General features: G+C 52.8%; 16 protein-coding genes. 14 read left to right on the top strand and 2 right to left on the bottom strand.

Annotation, left to right across the window (positions count from 1 at the left end; translation table 11 throughout):
* Positions 1-132: 132 nt before the first annotated feature.
* Positions 133-1,476, top strand: coding sequence for a rhodanese-like domain-containing protein (locus HHO50_RS15820; RefSeq protein ID WP_181307239.1), 1,344 nt, complete (start codon positions 133-135; stop codon positions 1,474-1,476).
* A 484-nt stretch (positions 1,477-1,960) separates the two neighbouring features.
* The gene (locus HHO50_RS15815) at positions 1,961-2,686 is read left to right on the top strand and encodes a DUF481 domain-containing protein (protein ID WP_181307237.1); all 726 of its coding nucleotides are present in this window, start codon (positions 1,961-1,963) and stop codon (positions 2,684-2,686) included.
* A gap of 1,112 nt (positions 2,687-3,798) precedes the next feature.
* Here HHO50_RS15815 and arfB read toward each other — a convergent pair.
* Positions 3,799-4,203: an alternative ribosome rescue aminoacyl-tRNA hydrolase ArfB gene (arfB, locus tag HHO50_RS15810; protein WP_181307235.1), complete on the bottom strand. Its 405-nt coding sequence runs from the start codon at positions 4,201-4,203 to the stop codon at positions 3,799-3,801.
* Positions 4,204-4,396: 193 nt separating this feature from the next.
* Entirely contained in the window at positions 4,397-4,942 is a 546-nt protein-coding gene (locus HHO50_RS15805; protein WP_181307234.1) for a hypothetical protein, read from the bottom strand.
* A gap of 284 nt (positions 4,943-5,226) precedes the next feature.
* Here HHO50_RS15805 and HHO50_RS15800 point away from each other — a divergent pair, with 284 nt between their 5' ends.
* From HHO50_RS15800 to HHO50_RS15745, 12 genes are all read left to right on the top strand, one after another.
* Positions 5,227-5,628, top strand: coding sequence for a BlaI/MecI/CopY family transcriptional regulator (locus HHO50_RS15800; RefSeq protein ID WP_181307233.1), 402 nt, complete (start codon positions 5,227-5,229; stop codon positions 5,626-5,628).
* A complete protein-coding gene (locus tag HHO50_RS15795) occupies positions 5,603-7,687 on the top strand; it encodes a M56 family metallopeptidase (RefSeq protein WP_181307231.1) in 2,085 nt (694 codons plus the stop codon). Before HHO50_RS15800 ends, HHO50_RS15795 begins: the two co-directional genes overlap by 26 nt.
* Positions 7,688-8,273: 586 nt before the next feature.
* Positions 8,274-8,792: a hypothetical protein gene (locus HHO50_RS15790; RefSeq protein WP_181307229.1), complete on the top strand. Its 519-nt coding sequence runs from the start codon at positions 8,274-8,276 to the stop codon at positions 8,790-8,792.
* A 354-nt stretch (positions 8,793-9,146) separates the two neighbouring features.
* Positions 9,147-10,790, top strand: a complete 1,644-nt coding sequence (locus HHO50_RS15785; RefSeq protein WP_181307227.1) for a TldD/PmbA family protein — start codon at positions 9,147-9,149, stop codon at positions 10,788-10,790.
* 48 nt (positions 10,791-10,838) lie between these two features.
* The gene (locus HHO50_RS15780) at positions 10,839-11,300 is read left to right on the top strand and encodes a four helix bundle protein (protein WP_181307225.1); all 462 of its coding nucleotides are present in this window, start codon (positions 10,839-10,841) and stop codon (positions 11,298-11,300) included.
* Positions 11,284-12,600: a TldD/PmbA family protein gene (locus HHO50_RS15775; protein WP_181307223.1), complete on the top strand. Its 1,317-nt coding sequence runs from the start codon at positions 11,284-11,286 to the stop codon at positions 12,598-12,600. The genes HHO50_RS15780 and HHO50_RS15775 overlap by 17 nt, the downstream gene beginning before the upstream one ends.
* Positions 12,601-12,714: 114 nt before the next feature.
* Complete coding sequence (locus HHO50_RS15770; RefSeq protein ID WP_181307221.1) at positions 12,715-12,948, top strand: DUF4160 domain-containing protein; 234 nt, start codon at positions 12,715-12,717, stop codon at positions 12,946-12,948.
* A complete protein-coding gene (locus HHO50_RS15765) occupies positions 12,932-13,165 on the top strand; it encodes a DUF2442 domain-containing protein (RefSeq protein WP_181307219.1) in 234 nt (77 codons plus the stop codon). Before HHO50_RS15770 ends, HHO50_RS15765 begins: the two co-directional genes overlap by 17 nt.
* An 8-nt stretch (positions 13,166-13,173) precedes the next feature.
* A complete protein-coding gene (locus HHO50_RS15760) occupies positions 13,174-13,794 on the top strand; it encodes a DUF4159 domain-containing protein (RefSeq protein ID WP_181307217.1) in 621 nt (206 codons plus the stop codon).
* Between the two features lie 249 nt (positions 13,795-14,043).
* A complete protein-coding gene (locus HHO50_RS15755; RefSeq protein ID WP_181307215.1) occupies positions 14,044-15,039 on the top strand; it encodes a MoxR family ATPase in 996 nt (331 codons plus the stop codon).
* 19 nt (positions 15,040-15,058) lie between these two features.
* Complete coding sequence (locus tag HHO50_RS15750) at positions 15,059-15,496, top strand: endonuclease domain-containing protein (RefSeq protein ID WP_181307213.1); 438 nt, start codon at positions 15,059-15,061, stop codon at positions 15,494-15,496.
* Between the two features lie 148 nt (positions 15,497-15,644).
* Positions 15,645-16,529: a DUF58 domain-containing protein gene (locus HHO50_RS15745; RefSeq protein ID WP_181307211.1), complete on the top strand. Its 885-nt coding sequence runs from the start codon at positions 15,645-15,647 to the stop codon at positions 16,527-16,529.
* The last annotated feature ends 19 nt before the right edge of the window (positions 16,530-16,548 follow it).

The raw sequence follows: 16,548 nt of genomic DNA, 5'->3' as shown, positions 1-16,548 counted from the left end.
ATCAACGTACGGGCCCAGCGCAAAGGGGTTAAAATAAAGCAGAAAAGGAAACAAACGGGCCCGCCAGAGAGGGCAGAAGCCGCCTACCTTCTCTCCAACGATGTCTGTCTTGAATACGTACCTGCTAGAGATATGAAGATTGAGCAATTTGAAGACAAAAACCTCGCCCATTTCTCTTACATCATCATGGATGATTTTGAGATAGCGGTCATTGACCCCACGCGTGACCCCCGGCAGTACGAAGAGTACGCCATGATTCATGACGCCAAAATCACCGCTATCATTGAGACGCATCTGCACGCCGATTTTGTGAGTGGGCACCTGGAGTTGTCCGAGGCCAAGCAAGTCCCTATTTACGTGAGCCAACGTGCCGGGGCAAAATACAAGCATACGCCCTTTGACGAGGGAAATACGCTGCGCATAGGAAATGTCACCTTAGAAGCCCTGAACACGCCCGGCCACTCGCCAGACAGCCTCTCTCTTCTGCTGCGCGATGAGAACGGCAGAGAGCACGCGGTCTTCACCGGTGACACGCTGTTTATAGGAGACGTAGGCCGACCAGATTTGAGGGAAAACGAAGGGCACGAGGCGTCTGCCCGCCAAGAACTGGCCCGGCAACTGTACCGCTCCACCCGCCAGAAACTCATGCCCCTGCCAGACCAGGTGCTGGTGTACCCGGCGCACGGGGCCGGAAGCCTCTGCGGCAAAGCCCTAAGTGATGCCAAGTGCAGCACCATGGGCGACGAGAAACAGACCAATCCCGCCTTGCAGGAAATGACCGAAGAGGATTTTGTGACCTTTCTCACCACAGACCTGCCCTTTGTTCCTAAATATTTTGCCTATGACGTGCGCCTGAACCGCAAAGGAGCGCCTAAATTCCAGACATCGGTGAAGCAGGTGCCTTTTTTGGAGCAAAACTATAAACTGGATAAAGATTGCCTGATCATAGACACGCGCCCCCAGGACAGGTTCAAGCAAGGGCATTTGCCCGGAGCCATCAACCTGCAGGAAGGCCCCCAATTTGAGACCTGGCTAGGCTCTATTGTAGGCCCCGAGGAAGGATTTTACCTAATTGGCGAGGACGAAGAAACCATCCGTGAATTGATTTGCAGAATCGCCAGCATTGGGTATGAACCCTTGATTTCCGGGGCCCTGCCCGTGGCACCGGTGGGTACAGCGCAAGTACCGCTGCTGGATCTGGCGCAATTCAAGGCCAACCCAGAGGCCTTTACCATTGTAGACGTGAGAAACAGCAACGAAGTAAAGGAAAAACCGATATTCGCTAATGCGGTGACCGTGCCGTTGCCTGAACTTCGCGAGCGCATAGATGAGATTCCCGTTGATAAGCCCATAGTGGTGCACTGTGCCGCCGGGTACCGGTCGGCGGCAGGCGTGAGCATTGTGGCCCAGGCCATTACCGAAGTGCCCATCTATGACTTAGGTGATGCCATCAAAGAATTCACTGGCGTACACTAAAACAGCCCACTCGCTCGCGTCCCGCGAGTGAAATCATTACTTTTCCAGGGCTACCTGCCATAGAAGGTCAGTGGTGACAGACATTCTAGTAGGGGCGCGCGTTTGGTTTTAGAGTTGTTTTCAGAAAATCAGCCCTAAAACAAACGCCCTCTTTTTCAAAGCCCCTGTTCTGTATATAAAGTTTGCGGCGGCTTTTCCAATTTCTGGAATAGGTAGGGGCCGTTTCTGAGCCGAAAATCCAATTTATAGCCTAAAGTGGCTGGTGGTTTACCTCTAAATTTATACCTTCGGGAAAGAAGCATTTTCTGGTGGGCGTATTTTGCCTTGAGCAGAAACTATCTTAGGAGCTTCTTTTATTTCGAAATGACACAAGGCCAGTTCTGGTGGGTCACTACTTTTGCGTATGCTTTCTTTTCCGCGTCTTTTTCTCTTTTGCCTCTCCTTTTCTCTTTGCGTTGTCTCCGCCTCGGCCCAAATCCTGAATGTGGAAAAAGCCAGGGTAGAAAAAGATTCCTCCCATTACTTTACCGGTAAATTAGGCGTTAACCTGAACCTCTTCAATAGTGCTATTGGTAAAGAAGGGGAAACCGACCATTTCCTGGGGCTTACCGGCAATGGGAATATTGGCTATGTGTCTGAGCATAACACGTACTTATTGCTGGCTTCCTATAATTACGTGCGCTTAAAAGGTGAAACCCAGATAGAAACCGGTTATGTGCACGGCCGCGTCACTTTCCGTCGGAAGGCGCGCCTATCTTACGAGGCTTTCACCCAGGGGCAATATGACTATAACCGCGGTCTTGAATTGAGAGTGTTGGCTGGGGCTGGTATTAGGTTTGCGGTGGTGCACAAAGAGAACCTTAAGTTTCACTTGGGCACCGGTCTCATGTACGAGCATGAGCGTTGGCGCAACTTGGAGGAAAACCGGTACATCAACAAGAATATTCCTAAGCTCTCTAATTACGCCAGCATCCGGTTACCCCTGAACCCGTTTCTGGAACTAAGCACCATTCACTACTATCAGGTGGGGTATGACCGTGCGGCAGGCATGGGGCGGCACCGGTTCAGCGGTGACGTCTCTATTGTGATGAAGATAAACTCCCGCTTCCAACTTACTACCAACTTCTCGCATACGTATGAGAACCGGCCTATTGTACCCATTCCCAATTACCTGTACAATCTCACCAACGGCATACAACTAAGTTTTTAGGGGGAAAGGCCAAGTTGGGAGTTGCCTTCCAAGGACAAGGTTTAGGCCACCATTGGTTCCTTTTAGTGCTTTAGCCTCTGCCTAGTGTTGGCTTTTGTGGAATGATTAGGTTTGTGCATGCCTTACGCTGTTCCCCTGGCTTGCCCGCTTTTGCGTGGATATTAGTTTGTGCATGCCTTATGCTGTTCCCTTGGCTTATCAGTTCGTTACGTGGGTGCAAGTGCTGTATTGTTTCATCTTTGGCGGTATGCGCTCACGGCCGCGGGGCCCCGTCTTCCCCTCTCGCACTGCCCTTTCGGCCTGAGAAGGTATTTTCTCTTAGCTGATGTCTATCCAGGGCCAAAAGCGAGGCGCGCTCGGGGAAGACTGGAACTGGGAAAGTAAGTAAGCTCGCTTTCTCTATGGCACTATGGCGCGGATTTACTTCCGTGACTTTCGATAATGTTTCAATAAGTACCTGTAGAGACCAGGCACTGCCTTGTCTCTGCCACGCATTCCCTTCTCCTGCAAAGGTCTATTCCCCTCCTAGGAGGGGCAGGGGTGGGTTTTGCACCATTTCCATCTCCTTCCAATGCGCACCCTTAATTACGGTTGATAGGTAATTGAACACAAATACATTTTATCATTTTGTCCTCCTGAAAGGATCTTGTGGGCGAACTAGAAAAGCTTCTGAATAAGCGTAATTACCGTTCGCCACCAAGATCCTTCCAGGAGGACAGAAAGGGGGTAGTTTAAACTAATTTAGTCTTGCTACTTATTCGTTTATAGAAAACGAATTAAAGGCTACTTCCTCTTCTTGCCTGACAAGAAACACGCTGCTTGAATAGATATCATTTCTACAACTTTACCCAATTCCAGTCTTCCCCGAGCGCGCCTCGCTTTTGGCCATAGACCAACACCAACTAAGAGAAATAAACTGTGCAGGCCGAAAGGGCAGTGCGCGAGGGGAAGACGGGGCCCCGCGGCCGTGAGCGCACGGAGAGAAACCATGCAACAACCCAGCATAAGGGCACCGCATCAACCCGCCGCTACGCCAGCAACAGCAAACTGCATTCCCTTGCCAGAGTAGCGCGGTTTTAAGCCTACTTTTGCAAAAACAGCCCCCAAACAGCTCACTCCTCTCCGCCACCCGCCCGGCGGTTTGCTTTTTTCTGCCCTTGCTTTTGCTTCGCCACCAGGCGTTTTTGCACGGCTGCTTTAGAGGGCCTGGTTTTCTTGCGGGGCTTGGGGCGGTGCAGAGCTTGTGCCAGGACTTCGTACAGTTTCTGCACCACCAGTTCTTTGTTGGCCAACTGGCTGCGGTCTTCCTGGCTGGCCAGGTGCAGAAATCCTTCTTTGTTGAGACGGGGCGTGAGCTTTTCCAGGAGCAGGTCTTTTTGTTCCTGTGTCAGGAGGGCGGAGTTTTCAATGGAAAACCACACTTCTACCCTGCTGGCTACTTTGTTCACGTTCTGGCCGCCGGGGCCGCTGCTGCGCGAGGTCTGGAAGGTTAGTTCAGGGGTTAAATCTGGGAGCATAACAAGAATACGTAAGGGCGCAGAAGCGCGATATGCCTTTGCCCTCTGAGATAGCAGGAGGTACGCAACTGCAGCGCCATCTATCTCTGCTCTGGTCGGTAAAGTGACCTTTACCGCCTAAAAAACGGTAGCTGTTTTCTGATTTAGGTCTGTTTTACAGAAAACAAGCCTAAAACAGAAATACCTTGCTCCGCTAGAAGTTGAAGATGGACGAACCCTCTTTTTTCTTTTTCTTCTTTTTGTCTGAAGGACTGAAGATGCCCTTGATAATCTGCCCGGGAGTGGGTGGTTTCTCCTTGATTATCACGTAGCGGATAGAAAAGGCGCCGCCCATGTTGAACCATTCCTCGTGCCGCAGGTGAATGGCTGGTTTCAGGTCGGCGGATAGTAGGAACGGGAGGCCGTTTACTTTGTACTCAAGGCCCACAATGGCGTCTACGCCGTAAATGGCGCCGTAATCTTTCAGGTGACCGGCGTGTACGCCACCACCCAGGTAGTAATTAAAGCGCTGTCCCAGCATAGGGAAGTGCTGTTCGGCTAGAACCGTTCCCACTACTTCTCTGGGGGCGGCGGTAAGAATTCCTTCTATGGTGGTTTTCTCCAAAATCTTTTGCTGGATGGTGCCGCCAAACTCATCATTGCCAATGCGCAGACCGGCGGCGGTTTTGTAGCGTTGGGCCAGAGCCGGTAGGCAACTCAGAAAACTCAGGCAAAGCCCTAACAGGAATATTTTCTTCATGGGGTAAAGTACGGAAGAGAAAGCCAAACGGCTGCTCAAAAGTAGACATCTGCTTTTTCTCCAGAACGGCCCGCAGGTAGGTTTTCTTTTATAGGCTATCTGTCATTGACCATTCCTTATGCAGTCTTTCCCATTGATAATGCTTTAAATCAGCTTACTACATGTTAATAAGAATAAATTTATCTTGATCTACGAAAAATTTCGTGTTACTATTTTCTTTTTACGAAAAGCTTCGTATACTTGCCTACGAAATAAGTCGTAGACTAGAGGCCAGAAGAGAAAGCATGGAGAATACAGCCCCCATCAAACCCACCGAAACCGAACTGGAGATTCTGCAGATTCTGTGGCAGCACGGCCCCAGCACCGTGCGGTTGGTGAACGAAGAACAGAACAAAGCAAAGGAAACCGGTTACACCACCACCCTCAAGCTGCTGCAAATCATGTACGAGAAAAACCTGGTTTCCCGTGATGAGGAAAGCCGCTCCCACGTGTACCGCGCCGCCGTCACCGAGGAAGAAACCCAGCAGCACCTGTTGGGCCGTTTCCTGGACACCACTTTCCGGGGCTCGGCCATGAAACTGGTCATGCAGGCCCTGGGCAACCATCGCACTACCCCAGATGAATTAAACCAAATCCGCCACCTTTTGAAAAAACTGGAAGATGACTCCTCACACGCTGATTCATGATGTACTCCCGCCCGCGGTGACCCACGCGTTGGGGTACACGCTCCTGCACGCGCTCTGGCAAGGAGCATTGATGGCCCTGTTGGTGGGGGTCTTGCTCAGGTTAATGCACCGGCACTCCGCCACCATCCGCTATTGGGTCACCTGGAGTAGCCTTATGGCGCTGCTGCTCATCTCTGTGGTCACGTACGGCAAGCTCTACAGTTCAAACATCGCCGCAGGCGAAGTGAGCACAGTGGCAGTAATGAATTCTGAACCGTCCCTGCACACCATCGTCCTGAAAACGGCTCCTCCTTCGTTCTGGGAGAACGCCCTTACGAAGGGGCAGGAGTACCTGAACCAACACCTTCCGGCGGTGGTCATTCTGTGGTTGATGGGCATGCTGCTGATGGGGCTGCGCGTGCTGGGCGGCTGGGTGTACGTGCAACGGCTAAGGTCTTACCGTACTAGGGCGGTGCCCGAAGGGTGGCAGCAGAAAGCCCAGGAGTTATCCCTTGCGTTGGGAATGAACCAACTGGTTCAGGTAGCGGAATCTGCCTTGGTGCAGGTGCCCATGGTGATAGGCCATTTTAAGCCGTTGATCCTGTTGCCGCTGGGGGCCTTAACGGGCTTGTCTACCGCCCAGGTGGAAGCCATTCTGGCGCATGAACTGGCGCACATCTACCGCCGCGACTATCTCCTGAACTTGCTGCAAAGCATGGTGGAAACCCTGTTTTTCTTTCACCCGGCCGTGTGGTGGATTTCTGACTGCGCCCGCACCGAGCGGGAACACGCCTGCGATGACCTCGCCCTGGCCCTTTGCGGTGATCCGCTCACCTACGCTTACGCTTTAACCAATTTAGAAGAACTGCTCATGAAAACGAATGTAACCCCTCCGCGCCTGGCCGTTGCCTTTTCGGGGCACCGTAGTAGGTCTTTGTTAGGCCGCATCACCAGGTTGGTGCAGAAATCTACCCTTCGGCCTTCTTTCTCTGAAGGCTTCTTGGCCAGCTGTGCCGTGATTGCCGGAGTGCTGGTCTTCTCTGCCAGCGCCTGGGCCAATTACACGGTGCCTGCCAACCCTACCCAAAGCCAGGAACCAGCACAACAACCTGCCCCAGCCAAGTCCTCTTTTAGCGCCGCTGCTCCCCAAGAAGAGCTGGAACTACAAGAAGAAGATCTCACGCTGCAACAGTTGGAAGATGGGTTGGTGATTGTGCAGAACAAGAAAGGCAAGGTAGTGGAGGTGTATGTGAACGGCCAGCGTATTCCTAAAAGCGAATTGGGTAAATACCAGGAGCGCATTCAACAACAACTGGCTAGCACCAAGATAGGGAAAAGGCTTAGAACCGAGGAAGAAGTGAGTAGAGCCATGAGCCGGGTAGAAGCCTCTCTGGAAGACCTTCATACCGGGGAAGGCTTCGCGCCACCAGCTCCTCCTGCTCCCATGCCGCCTATGCCCCCAACTCCGCGCGCGCCTCACGCCCCAGGACTGTTGCGGGCACCTGTTCCGCCAGTACCGCCAGGGGTGCCGTTAGCTCCTTTGCCAGACGATGGGGCCGGAAACAAGCGCTACAAGAAGGCGATGAAAGAGTACGAAGCCCGCATGAAGGAATACGAGGCTAAAGTAGACGACTTTAGCGCGAGACAGGCGGAGTTTCAAGCCAGACTGCAGGCCAGCCAGGAAACCCGTATGGCAGACCACACCCGCCGGATGGAAGACCACAACCGCCGACTAGCCGAGCACGCCGTACGGTTGCAGGAGCAGGAGAAACGCCGGGCCGAGCATGAGGTGCGTATGAAAGAGCACGAGGAGCGCCGCGAGAAACATGACGCCATGATGAAAGAATTGATGTCTGCGCTGGTCGCTGACGGCCTCATCAAATCTGCTGAAGCCGACTATGACTTCAAACTAAGCAAAAACGGGCTGTTCGTGGATGGTAAGAAGCAGTCTGATGCCCTGTTTGATAAGTATAAGAGGATTGTGCAGGCAACCACCGACGAAGACGTGGAGCTGATGCTAAAGAAGGATGGGGCTAATTTCACTATCCAGTCAAACAGAAACACCAAGAAGGCTAAGTAACCGTTCAGCCTTGTAGCTGAAAATAAGAATCCCCTGCTTGTCTGTTTGCGGGCTGTTTTTCTGAGAATATGGCCTAAACAGATCAGCAGGGGATTTTTGCGTGAATTATCCTTGATAGAGGGTGCTTTGAGGCATGAACAAGCAACTACCTGTTGAACGGTGAGTACAAAGAATGCAATTGTGGGCATCATGAGTCTCATCAATGAAGCATCACTATTTAGATAACCTAAACTCATTCCGGTTATCCATATTAAATATACAGGTCACCAGAACTCGCCTACCCAAGATACACTTTAGAGCTTGTTTACATTTGAGGTTTGCTGGCTCAACTAACTAGAGAAAGGTTCTGCGGAAGCGTTTTTCTCGCAGCGTAGCAGCACTACGGTGCGAGAAAAAGGTGAACGCAGGTTCTTTTTATGGTCGTTTGTAGCGCAAAGATGAAATTTAAACATGCTCTTAGCAGCCATACTAGAAAGCAGCCGGAGTGCACCTGTTTTCAGCCTTCTTTTTCCAAACTAGCCTTAAAACACATCACTCCTAACACAGGTAAATTGGTATCTTCGCGTTTGTATTGAAGAGTAAATCCATGAGCGAGAATACCTTTCCCGAAATGCAGCATTTGCTGGGGCTGCCGTTAACCAAAACTACCCGGCTGGGACACGTGCAGTTCTTCCACTTCGGGAAGGCGCATGTCATGAACGCGACCGGGCTTATTCTGGACGTGGGTGCCTGGACGCTGGAGGTGGCCTGCCACTGGCAACTGGAAGAAGCGGGCGCGGTAGCCATTCGGTTTGAAGAGGTAGAAATTCCCAGAGATACGCAAACCTTGGCCAACCCTGACTTTGACCCGCAGGTGCCCGGCAGCAACCTCAGAGACCGGAAACTGCAGGAACTGGTGCGCGCGCAAAAAGAGCAATTACGCGTCTGGCAGATAACCGCCTCGCCGGAAGGTGAACTGACTATTGCCCTGGAAGGGAACCGAATGCTGCGCGTAAGTCCCAGCCAGGGAGTGCTGGAAAACTCCGCCTGTTTCTGGCGTCTTTTCAGCAATACTGGCTCAAAAGAAAGTCTCCAATTTGGGGCAAACGGCGTAGACCGCGCCTAAACCACGGGCACAGCCCAAAGTTCTGTTTCAAAGCTGAAAACGCAAGATACATATTTATAGTCACGTAGAGACCAGGCATACCTGGTCTCTACGATTGCAGATGTAGGGGCAAGCCCTTGTGGTTGCCCTTGCTGGCCTTCCAGATGCTATCCTCCCAGTAACAAAACGGCAGAAACCGGTTTCTGCCCTTATTTCCTGAAAACAGCGCCGAAACGCTCCTTCGGCTGTTCCCTGCAAAGCTCTTTTCGTGAATTCCCGGCGGAAATTCTTGCATTCCTGCCAAACAACCCCTAAACTTAATGGAGCAAATGTCACTGCTCCCTTAAACTCTCGCTTACCTAACAAACAAACCCCTTGAAAAGACGTGATTTTATAGGACTGACCGCCATGGGCGTAGGAGGGCTCTTGCTTTCCAACGTGCCCACGTTCGGTCATGAGATTGATCCGGCCCGCGCCCTGGAGACGGTGGACGTGGCCCTGAAGAAACGCCTGGCCGATGTGGCCCTCAACGCCGCCAAAAGCAAAGGCGCCACCTACACCGATGTGCGCATTGGCCGTTACCTGGCCCAGAACATGTTCACCCGCGAAAAGCAGGTACAAGGCATCAGCACCACGGAGAGCTACGGCGTGGGCGTGCGCGTGATCGCGAACGGCACCTGGGGCTTCGCGGCCACCTCAGACGTGAGCGACAAAGGCATCGCCAAAGCCGCCGAGCAGGCCGTGGCCATCGCCAAGGCGAATTCCAGACTCCAGAAAGAACCAGTGCAGCTGGCTCCGCAGCGCGGCTACGGCGAAGTAAGCTGGAGAACCCCCATCCAAAAAAACGCCTTTGAGGTGCCCGTGACCGAGAAAGCCGATCTGCTGCTAGCTGCCAACGCCGCCGCCCTGGCCAACGGGGCCAATTTCGTGAACTCGGCGCTGTTCCAGATAAACGAGCAGAAATACTTCGCCTCCACAGACGGTTCCTACATTGACCAGGACATCCACCGCATCTGGCCCAACTTCACGGTGACCGCCGTAGACAAAGCGAGCGGCAAGTTCAAAACCCGCGATGCGCTGAGCGCGCCCATGGGCATGGGCTTTGAGTACCTCACCGTGAAAGCCCCCACCATGAAAGGCCCCGCCGGCACCGGTTTGGTAGGTTATGACAAATACTTTGACATTGTCGCCGATGCAGGTCTGGCCGCCAAGCAAGCCCGCGAGAAACTGACCGCTAAATCGGTAATGGCTGGTAAATACGATTTAGTTCTTGATCCTAACCACCTGGGGTTAACTATCCATGAAAGTGTGGGTCACCCGCTGGAGCTGGATCGCGTGCTGGGCTACGAAGCCAACTACGCCGGTACCTCTTTCGCCACGCTGGACAAATGGAAAACCAAGAACTTCCCCTACGGCAGCAAACTGGTCAACATCTTCGCCGACAAGGTGCAGGAAGGTTCCTTGGGCGCGGTAGGCTACGATGATGAAGGCGTGAAAACCAAACGCTGGGATTTGATCAAAGACGGTACGCTGGTGAACTACCAGGCCACCCGCGACCAGGCCCACATCATCGGGGAGAAAGAATCGCACGGCTGCTCGTACGCCGACAACTGGAGCTCGGTGCAGTTCCAGCGCATGCCCAACGTGTCGCTAGCCCCCGGCAAAACGAAGCTGAGCGTGGACGACATGATCAAGGACGTGAAGCGCGGCATTTACATCGCGGGACGCGGCTCTTACTCCATTGACCAGCAGCGCTACAACTTCCAGTTTGGCGGGCAGCTGTTCTACGAGATCAAAGACGGCAAGATTGTGGGCCCGCTGGAAGATGTGGCCTACCAGAGTAACACCCAGGAATTCTGGAACTCCTGCGCCGCCGTCTGCGACGAGAGCGACTACCGCATGTTCGGCTCGTTCTTTGACGGAAAAGGCCAGCCCAGCCAGGTCAGTGCCGTTTCGCACGGCTCTTCGCACACGCGGTTTAATGGCGTGAATGTGATCAACACGGGACGGAAAATCTAAAGGTTTTTTAGTCTTGAGTCCTGAGTTGAAAAAGTAAAAAAGTTTTTCATGGCTGAAAGTATTATTGCTTCTAAGTCTTACAGTTTCGCCCTGCGGATGATTAAGTTGTACAAGCATCTGCAGAAAGAACAGGGGGAGTTTTATGTTCTCACAAAGCAGGTATTGAGGAGTGGAACTTCCATTGGTGCAAATGTGGAGGAAGCCTTAGGCAGCCCATCTGGGGCAGATTTCAGAAACAAGCTAACCATAGCTCTGAAAGAAGCCCGTGAAACCAGCTACTGGCTCAGACTGATGAAAGACTCAGAAATCATCTCAGTCGCTTCTTTTGACAGCATTCATAGCGATTGCCAAGAACTCATCAAAATCCTGAAAAGCATTATCCTAACCTCAAAAAAGAACGAGAAGAAAGGGTTAACACCCCCACTCAGGACTCAGAACTCTAGACTCAGAACTCAATCAAGCAGTTTCAACCAACATCAGACGTATCTATCAAATGGCAATACTAAGTAAAGACCAAGCGCAGGCGCTCCTCAAAAAGGCCCTGAGCTATTCAAAAGCCGATGAGTGCGAGGTAAACCTCAGCGGCTACAAGGGCGGCAACATCCGCTACGCCCGCAGCACGGTTTCTACCAGCGGCGAGGAAGAGAATATGTCGCTGGCCGTGGAATCCCGGTTCGGGAAACGCAGCGGGGTGGCCACCATCAATGAGTTTGACGATGCCTCGCTGGAGAAAGTAGTGCGCCGTGCCGAAGAGGTGGCCCGCATTGCCCCGGAGAGCCCGGAATACGTGCCCTTGCTCGGCCCACAGACCTATCTGCCCAGCAACGCCTGGTTCAAGTCCACCCATGACATCAACCCCGAGTACCGCGCCGAGGCCGCCGGGAAAAGCATGCAGCTCGCCGACAGCCAGAAACTGACGGCCGCCGGTTTCTGGGAAGACCGCAGCGGGTTCAGTGCCAAGATGAACTCCAAGGGCCTGTTCGCCTATACCCAAAGCTCAGGCGTAGACTTCTCCGTGACCATGCGCACCGCAGACGGCACCGGCTCGGGCTACGTGACCCGCGACGTGAGCGACGTAAGCAAGCTGGATGCGGCCGCGGCCTCAAACATTGCGGCGCAGAAAGCCTTGAGCTCCATGAACGCGAAAGCCGTGGAGCCCGGCAAGTACACCGTCATTCTGGAGCCTACCGCCGCCGTGGATTTGCTGGAGAACATGTTCCGGAGCATGGATGCCCGCTCTGCCGAGGAAGGCCGCTCTTTCCTGAGCAGGCCCGGCGGCAAGATCAAACTGGGCGAGAAAATGTTTGACGAGCGGGTGACCATCACCTCAGACCCTACCAACCCAGAGGTTCCGTCTTCTACCTGGTCTGGCGATGGCCGTCCGCACGAGAAAGTGACCTGGATTGACAAGGGCGTCATCAAGAATATTCCCTATTCCCGTTTCTGGGCCGAGAAAAAAAGGGTGAAAGGCCTTCCTTCGCCGGGCGGCTTCATCATGGCCGGGGGCAACCAAAGCCTGGAAGACCTCATCAAAGGCACCCAGAAAGGCATTCTGGTGACCCGCTTATGGTACATCAGGGCCGTAGATCCGCAGACCCTGCTCTACACCGGCCTCACCCGCGACGGAACCTTCTACATTGAGAACGGCAAGATCAAGCACCCGGTCAAAAACTTCCGGTTTAATGAAAGCCCCGTGATCATGCTCAACAACCTGGAAGCCATGGGCAAACCGCAGCGCATCGGCGGTAACCTGGTGCCGCCCATGAAAATCAGGGACTTCACGTTCACCAGTTTGTCAGACGCGGTGTAATAGCAACTTAACCCCCTTTCCTATGGAAAGGGGGTTTCCGTTTTGAGCCTGTTTAGCGGAAAACAGGCCAGAAACGAGATTGTATTTCAAACTGTTCTACAGCTTTAATCTGGCATGCCAACTATTTTAAGAATACTGGGGTACAGGTTCTTTTTCTTCAGCAATGAAGGATCAGAACCACCGCATATCCACGTAGAGAAGGCTGAAGCCCATGCAAAATTTTGGCTTAGCCCAGTAGAGTTGGCGAGTTCGTACCAGTTCAACGCAAAGGAATTGAATGAACTGCGTAAATTAGTTTTAGAACATAAGGCTCTGTTTGAGCAAAAGTGGCATGAATACTTTAGTTAAGCATATATCTCCGCAAGCCCAGAAAGTCTGGTTTACTGATGCCAAGATGTATGTTCTTCTCTCAGACGGGCGTGAGTTAGGGGTTCCGCTGGAATGGTTTCCTGCCTTGAGAGCTGGCACCGAGGCTCAGAGAATGAACTGGCGTTTGATAGGAAACGGCATCGGTATTCATTGGGAAGAGCTGGATGAAGACTTATCTGTGGCTGGCCTTCTGTAGTACCTTCCATGCCTACCCCTTTCACCTTCGTACGCCTGCAATACCGCTCCGGCAACTGGGACACCGACCAGCGGATGCCTTCTAACCTACTGCATTCCTTGGTGGAGTACACCACCGTGCCCGTGGTAGAACAGGAGAAAGTCATCTCTCTGGAAAGTGCGGAGTTGTTCAGGCACCCGTTCTGCTACCTGAGCGGCCACAAACTGGTGCAATTCAATGCCAAGGAACGGGTCAACTTTGAGCGCTACGTGCAGAACGGCGGCTTCGTGTTCGTGGATGACTGCAACCATGACATTGACGGGCTTTTCGCGCGGTCGTTTGAAGAGCAGATGCGCGTCTGTTTTGGCCCGAAGGCCTTGCGTAAAATCCCGAACAGCCATGCGCTGTACCGTTCCTTTTTCAAGTTTGAGGAAGGCCCGCCTACCACCTCCTTCGAGTTGAATGGTTGGGGCGATGACCTGGTGCATGACTACCTCAAAGCCTACGAGGTGAACGGCCGCATTGCGGTTTTGTACAGCAACAAAGACTACGGCTGCGAGTGGGACTATGACTTTAGGAACAAGCGTTGGCTCGCCGAGGATAACACCAAATTCGGGGTGAATATCCTAATGTACGCGCTCACCAGCTGATGCCGTTTTGAGCCTGTTTCTCTAAAAACAGGCTCAAAACGGAAATTGCCAGCATGACGCTAAAGTTAATCCATGCCAAACTGCTAATTGTAAGCGAAGGCACGGCGTAACTTCCGTGCCATAATGAAAAGGTAAGAGATTAGCCGCCTTTGCGTTTTAGGCCTGTTTTTAGAGAAACAGGCCTAAAACGCAAAGATTATTCACCAACAATCGCTTACTTAATACCCAAAATCATAGCTTCCGCACCCCGTGACTGCACAAGAAGTAACCCAACTGTTAGCAAAGCTGCCCGCGCTTCGGCAGGAAATAAGTAAAATCATTGTAGGCCAGCAGGAAGTACTGGATGAGGTGCTTATCACGCTGCTAGCCGGTGGACACGGACTGTTGGAAGGCGTGCCAGGCCTGGCAAAAACGCTGTTGGTGCGCACCCTGGCCAGTGCGGTAGACTTGCCGTTCCGCCGCATCCAGTTCACCCCAGACCTCATGCCCACCGATATTCTGGGTACCGAAGTGCTGGAGGAAGACCACACCACGGGCAAGCGCTTTTTCCAGTTCAATGAAGGCCCCATCTTCGCCAGCATTGTCTTGGCGGATGAGATTAACCGGACACCGCCTAAAACGCAGGCGGCGTTGCTGGAGGCCATGCAGGAATTTGAGGTAACCTACGCCGGTAAAACCTACCCGCTGCCGCGCCCGTTCTTCTTGCTTGCTACACAGAACCCCATTGAGCAGAGCGGCACCTATCCCTTGCCAGAGGCCCAGTTAGACCGTTTCCTGCTCTACATCAAAATCAAGTACCCTACGGAACTGGAGGAAATCTCCGTCTTAAAAAACACCACCGGCGGCAAGCGTGAAACCGTGCAGCCTATATTGTCCGGTGCCGAGGTTCTGGCCTTGCAAAGTCTGGTGCGCGAAGTAACTGTTTCAGATGAGTTGGTGGCCTTCGTGGCCCGTGTGGTGCGTGCCACCCGTCCGGCAGAGAGCCCGGTGCCGTTTGTGCAGGAGTTTGTGCGCTGGGGAGCTGGGCCGCGGGCCGGGCAGGCACTTATTCTCACCGCCAAAGCCCGTGCGCTGCTGCAAGGCCGTTTCGCGGTGACCTTGCCAGACTTGCAGACCATGGCCTATCCGGTGCTTCGGCACCGAATTCTCGTGAACTTCTCCGCCGAGGCGGATAACATTACCACCGACAAAGTGGTGGAGGAACTGCTGAAAGGAGTGGAACTGCCGAGGGAAGGGTGGCGGTAGATGGAAATCTATTCTTGTCATGCCAGACAATCACCACTATAATAAAAGGCTGAAACCGCTGGCAAAAGGGCATCGGGCAGATTCTACTAAAGCCGAAATCAGGCTTTGGGGTGAGTTGTTGAGCAAAGGCAAACTGGGTGTCTCCTTTCTGCGACAGCGGCCAGTTGGAAACTGCATTGCCGATTTCCTTTGCAAGGAGTTGAAGTTGATTGTTGAAGTAGACGGCTATTCGCATAAATTTAAATTGGAAGAAGATGCCGAAAGAGACAAAGCACTGTCTGAACTAGGCTTCACCACGTTGCGATTTATTGATGATGAAGTCATGCATGACTTCATCATCAATAAATCGCAACGTGCAGCGAACCTTGGAGAGTTGGATAGCAGAAAGGAAACCAAACCCCCCAACCTAGTTTTGATGCACGCATTTTTTCCCCCTTTGAAGGGGGTAGGGAGATGACCAAGGCAGTTGAAGAGCGGTCAGCTACAAAATTCAGCAAGCAAAATTGATTCTCGGGAACGCCATTATCAGCACGAGTAATCATCCCCCTACCCCCTTCAAAGGGGGACGAAGAAGTACCTATTTTATCAACAAAGAATCAAAAGAAATGCCCCACCGTCTCTTAAACCCACAAACGTTTGCCGCTATCAAAGACCTGCGCTTGATTGCGAAGGCGGTGGTGGATGGGTTTCTGTTGGGGCAGAACCAAAGCATAAGGCGGGGCGCGGGGATTGAGTTTGCGCAGTACCGCAGTTATCAGCCCGGTGATGACTTGCGGCAACTGGACTGGAAGATGTTCGCGCGGTCAGACCGGTACTACATCCGGGAGTCTGAGGTGGACAGCAGCGTGGCCGTGCGGTTTGTGGTGGATGCCAGCGGTTCCATGGGCCATCTAGACGGGAACCTGACCAAGCTGGACTATGCCCGCTATCTGGTAGCGACCTTAGCTTATTTAGCCACGCAGCAGGGCGATGCCGTGGGACTGTTCTTGCTACAAGAGAATCAAGTGGTGCAGCTCGCGCCGCAGCAGGGTAGCCAGCACCTGCAGCGGTTCTTCCATCAGTTAGAGCACGTAAAACCCAATGGCCATTTCCCGGCCGCTGATCGTTTAGCGCCTGTTTTCGCAAAAAAACGGCAAAAAGAGGTGACGGTGCTGGTGACGGATATGTACGAGCAGACCTCAGAGATTACCGAGGCGCTGCGCAAGATTGGCGCCCGCGAGAAAGATACGCTCTTGTTTCACCTCATGGGGAAGAACGAATTGGAGTTCACTTACCAAGGCCAGGTTTCCTTTCAAGACCTGGAGACCGGCCAGGTCATTCAAGTCAGTTCTGAAACCCACCGAACGGAGTATCTTGCCCGCTTGCAGGAATGGCTCCGTACGTTGGAAACCGACACCCGCAAAAAGCAGATCCATTACGAACGGTTCCACCTGCATGAGCCTTTGGACAAAGCACTGCGGGCTTTCTTGATGAGCCGGGCCAGGCAATAGAAGGTAGTGCTGAGTCTTG

Origin of the sequence: Rufibacter sp. XAAS-G3-1 (assembly GCF_013623775.1) — a bacterium.
Lineage (GTDB): Bacteria > Bacteroidota > Bacteroidia > Cytophagales > Hymenobacteraceae > Nibribacter.
Note: the sequence above shows the minus strand (reverse complement) of the source record. Positions and strands in the feature narration are given on the sequence as shown.

What these genes read in the sequence shown, in the direction of transcription:
- HHO50_RS15750 (WP_181307213.1), top strand. Translation starts at nt 15,059, where the DNA reads ATGCCAGACAATCACCACTATAATAAAAGGCTGAAACCGCTGGCAAAA.
- HHO50_RS15780 (WP_181307225.1), top strand. Translation starts at nt 10,839, where the DNA reads ATGGCTGAAAGTATTATTGCTTCTAAGTCTTACAGTTTCGCCCTGCGG.
- HHO50_RS15805 (WP_181307234.1), bottom strand. Translation starts at nt 4,942, where the DNA reads ATGAAGAAAATATTCCTGTTAGGGCTTTGCCTGAGTTTTCTGAGTTGC.
- arfB (WP_181307235.1), bottom strand. Translation starts at nt 4,203, where the DNA reads ATGCTCCCAGATTTAACCCCTGAACTAACCTTCCAGACCTCGCGCAGC.
- HHO50_RS15770 (WP_181307221.1), top strand. Translation starts at nt 12,715, where the DNA reads ATGCCAACTATTTTAAGAATACTGGGGTACAGGTTCTTTTTCTTCAGC.
- HHO50_RS15790 (WP_181307229.1), top strand. Translation starts at nt 8,274, where the DNA reads ATGAGCGAGAATACCTTTCCCGAAATGCAGCATTTGCTGGGGCTGCCG.
- HHO50_RS15820 (WP_181307239.1), top strand. Translation starts at nt 133, where the DNA reads ATGAAGATTGAGCAATTTGAAGACAAAAACCTCGCCCATTTCTCTTAC.
- HHO50_RS15745 (WP_181307211.1), top strand. Translation starts at nt 15,645, where the DNA reads ATGCCCCACCGTCTCTTAAACCCACAAACGTTTGCCGCTATCAAAGAC.
- HHO50_RS15800 (WP_181307233.1), top strand. Translation starts at nt 5,227, where the DNA reads ATGGAGAATACAGCCCCCATCAAACCCACCGAAACCGAACTGGAGATT.
- HHO50_RS15760 (WP_181307217.1), top strand. Translation starts at nt 13,174, where the DNA reads ATGCCTACCCCTTTCACCTTCGTACGCCTGCAATACCGCTCCGGCAAC.
- HHO50_RS15775 (WP_181307223.1), top strand. Translation starts at nt 11,284, where the DNA reads ATGGCAATACTAAGTAAAGACCAAGCGCAGGCGCTCCTCAAAAAGGCC.
- HHO50_RS15795 (WP_181307231.1), top strand. Translation starts at nt 5,603, where the DNA reads ATGACTCCTCACACGCTGATTCATGATGTACTCCCGCCCGCGGTGACC.
- HHO50_RS15765 (WP_181307219.1), top strand. Translation starts at nt 12,932, where the DNA reads ATGAATACTTTAGTTAAGCATATATCTCCGCAAGCCCAGAAAGTCTGG.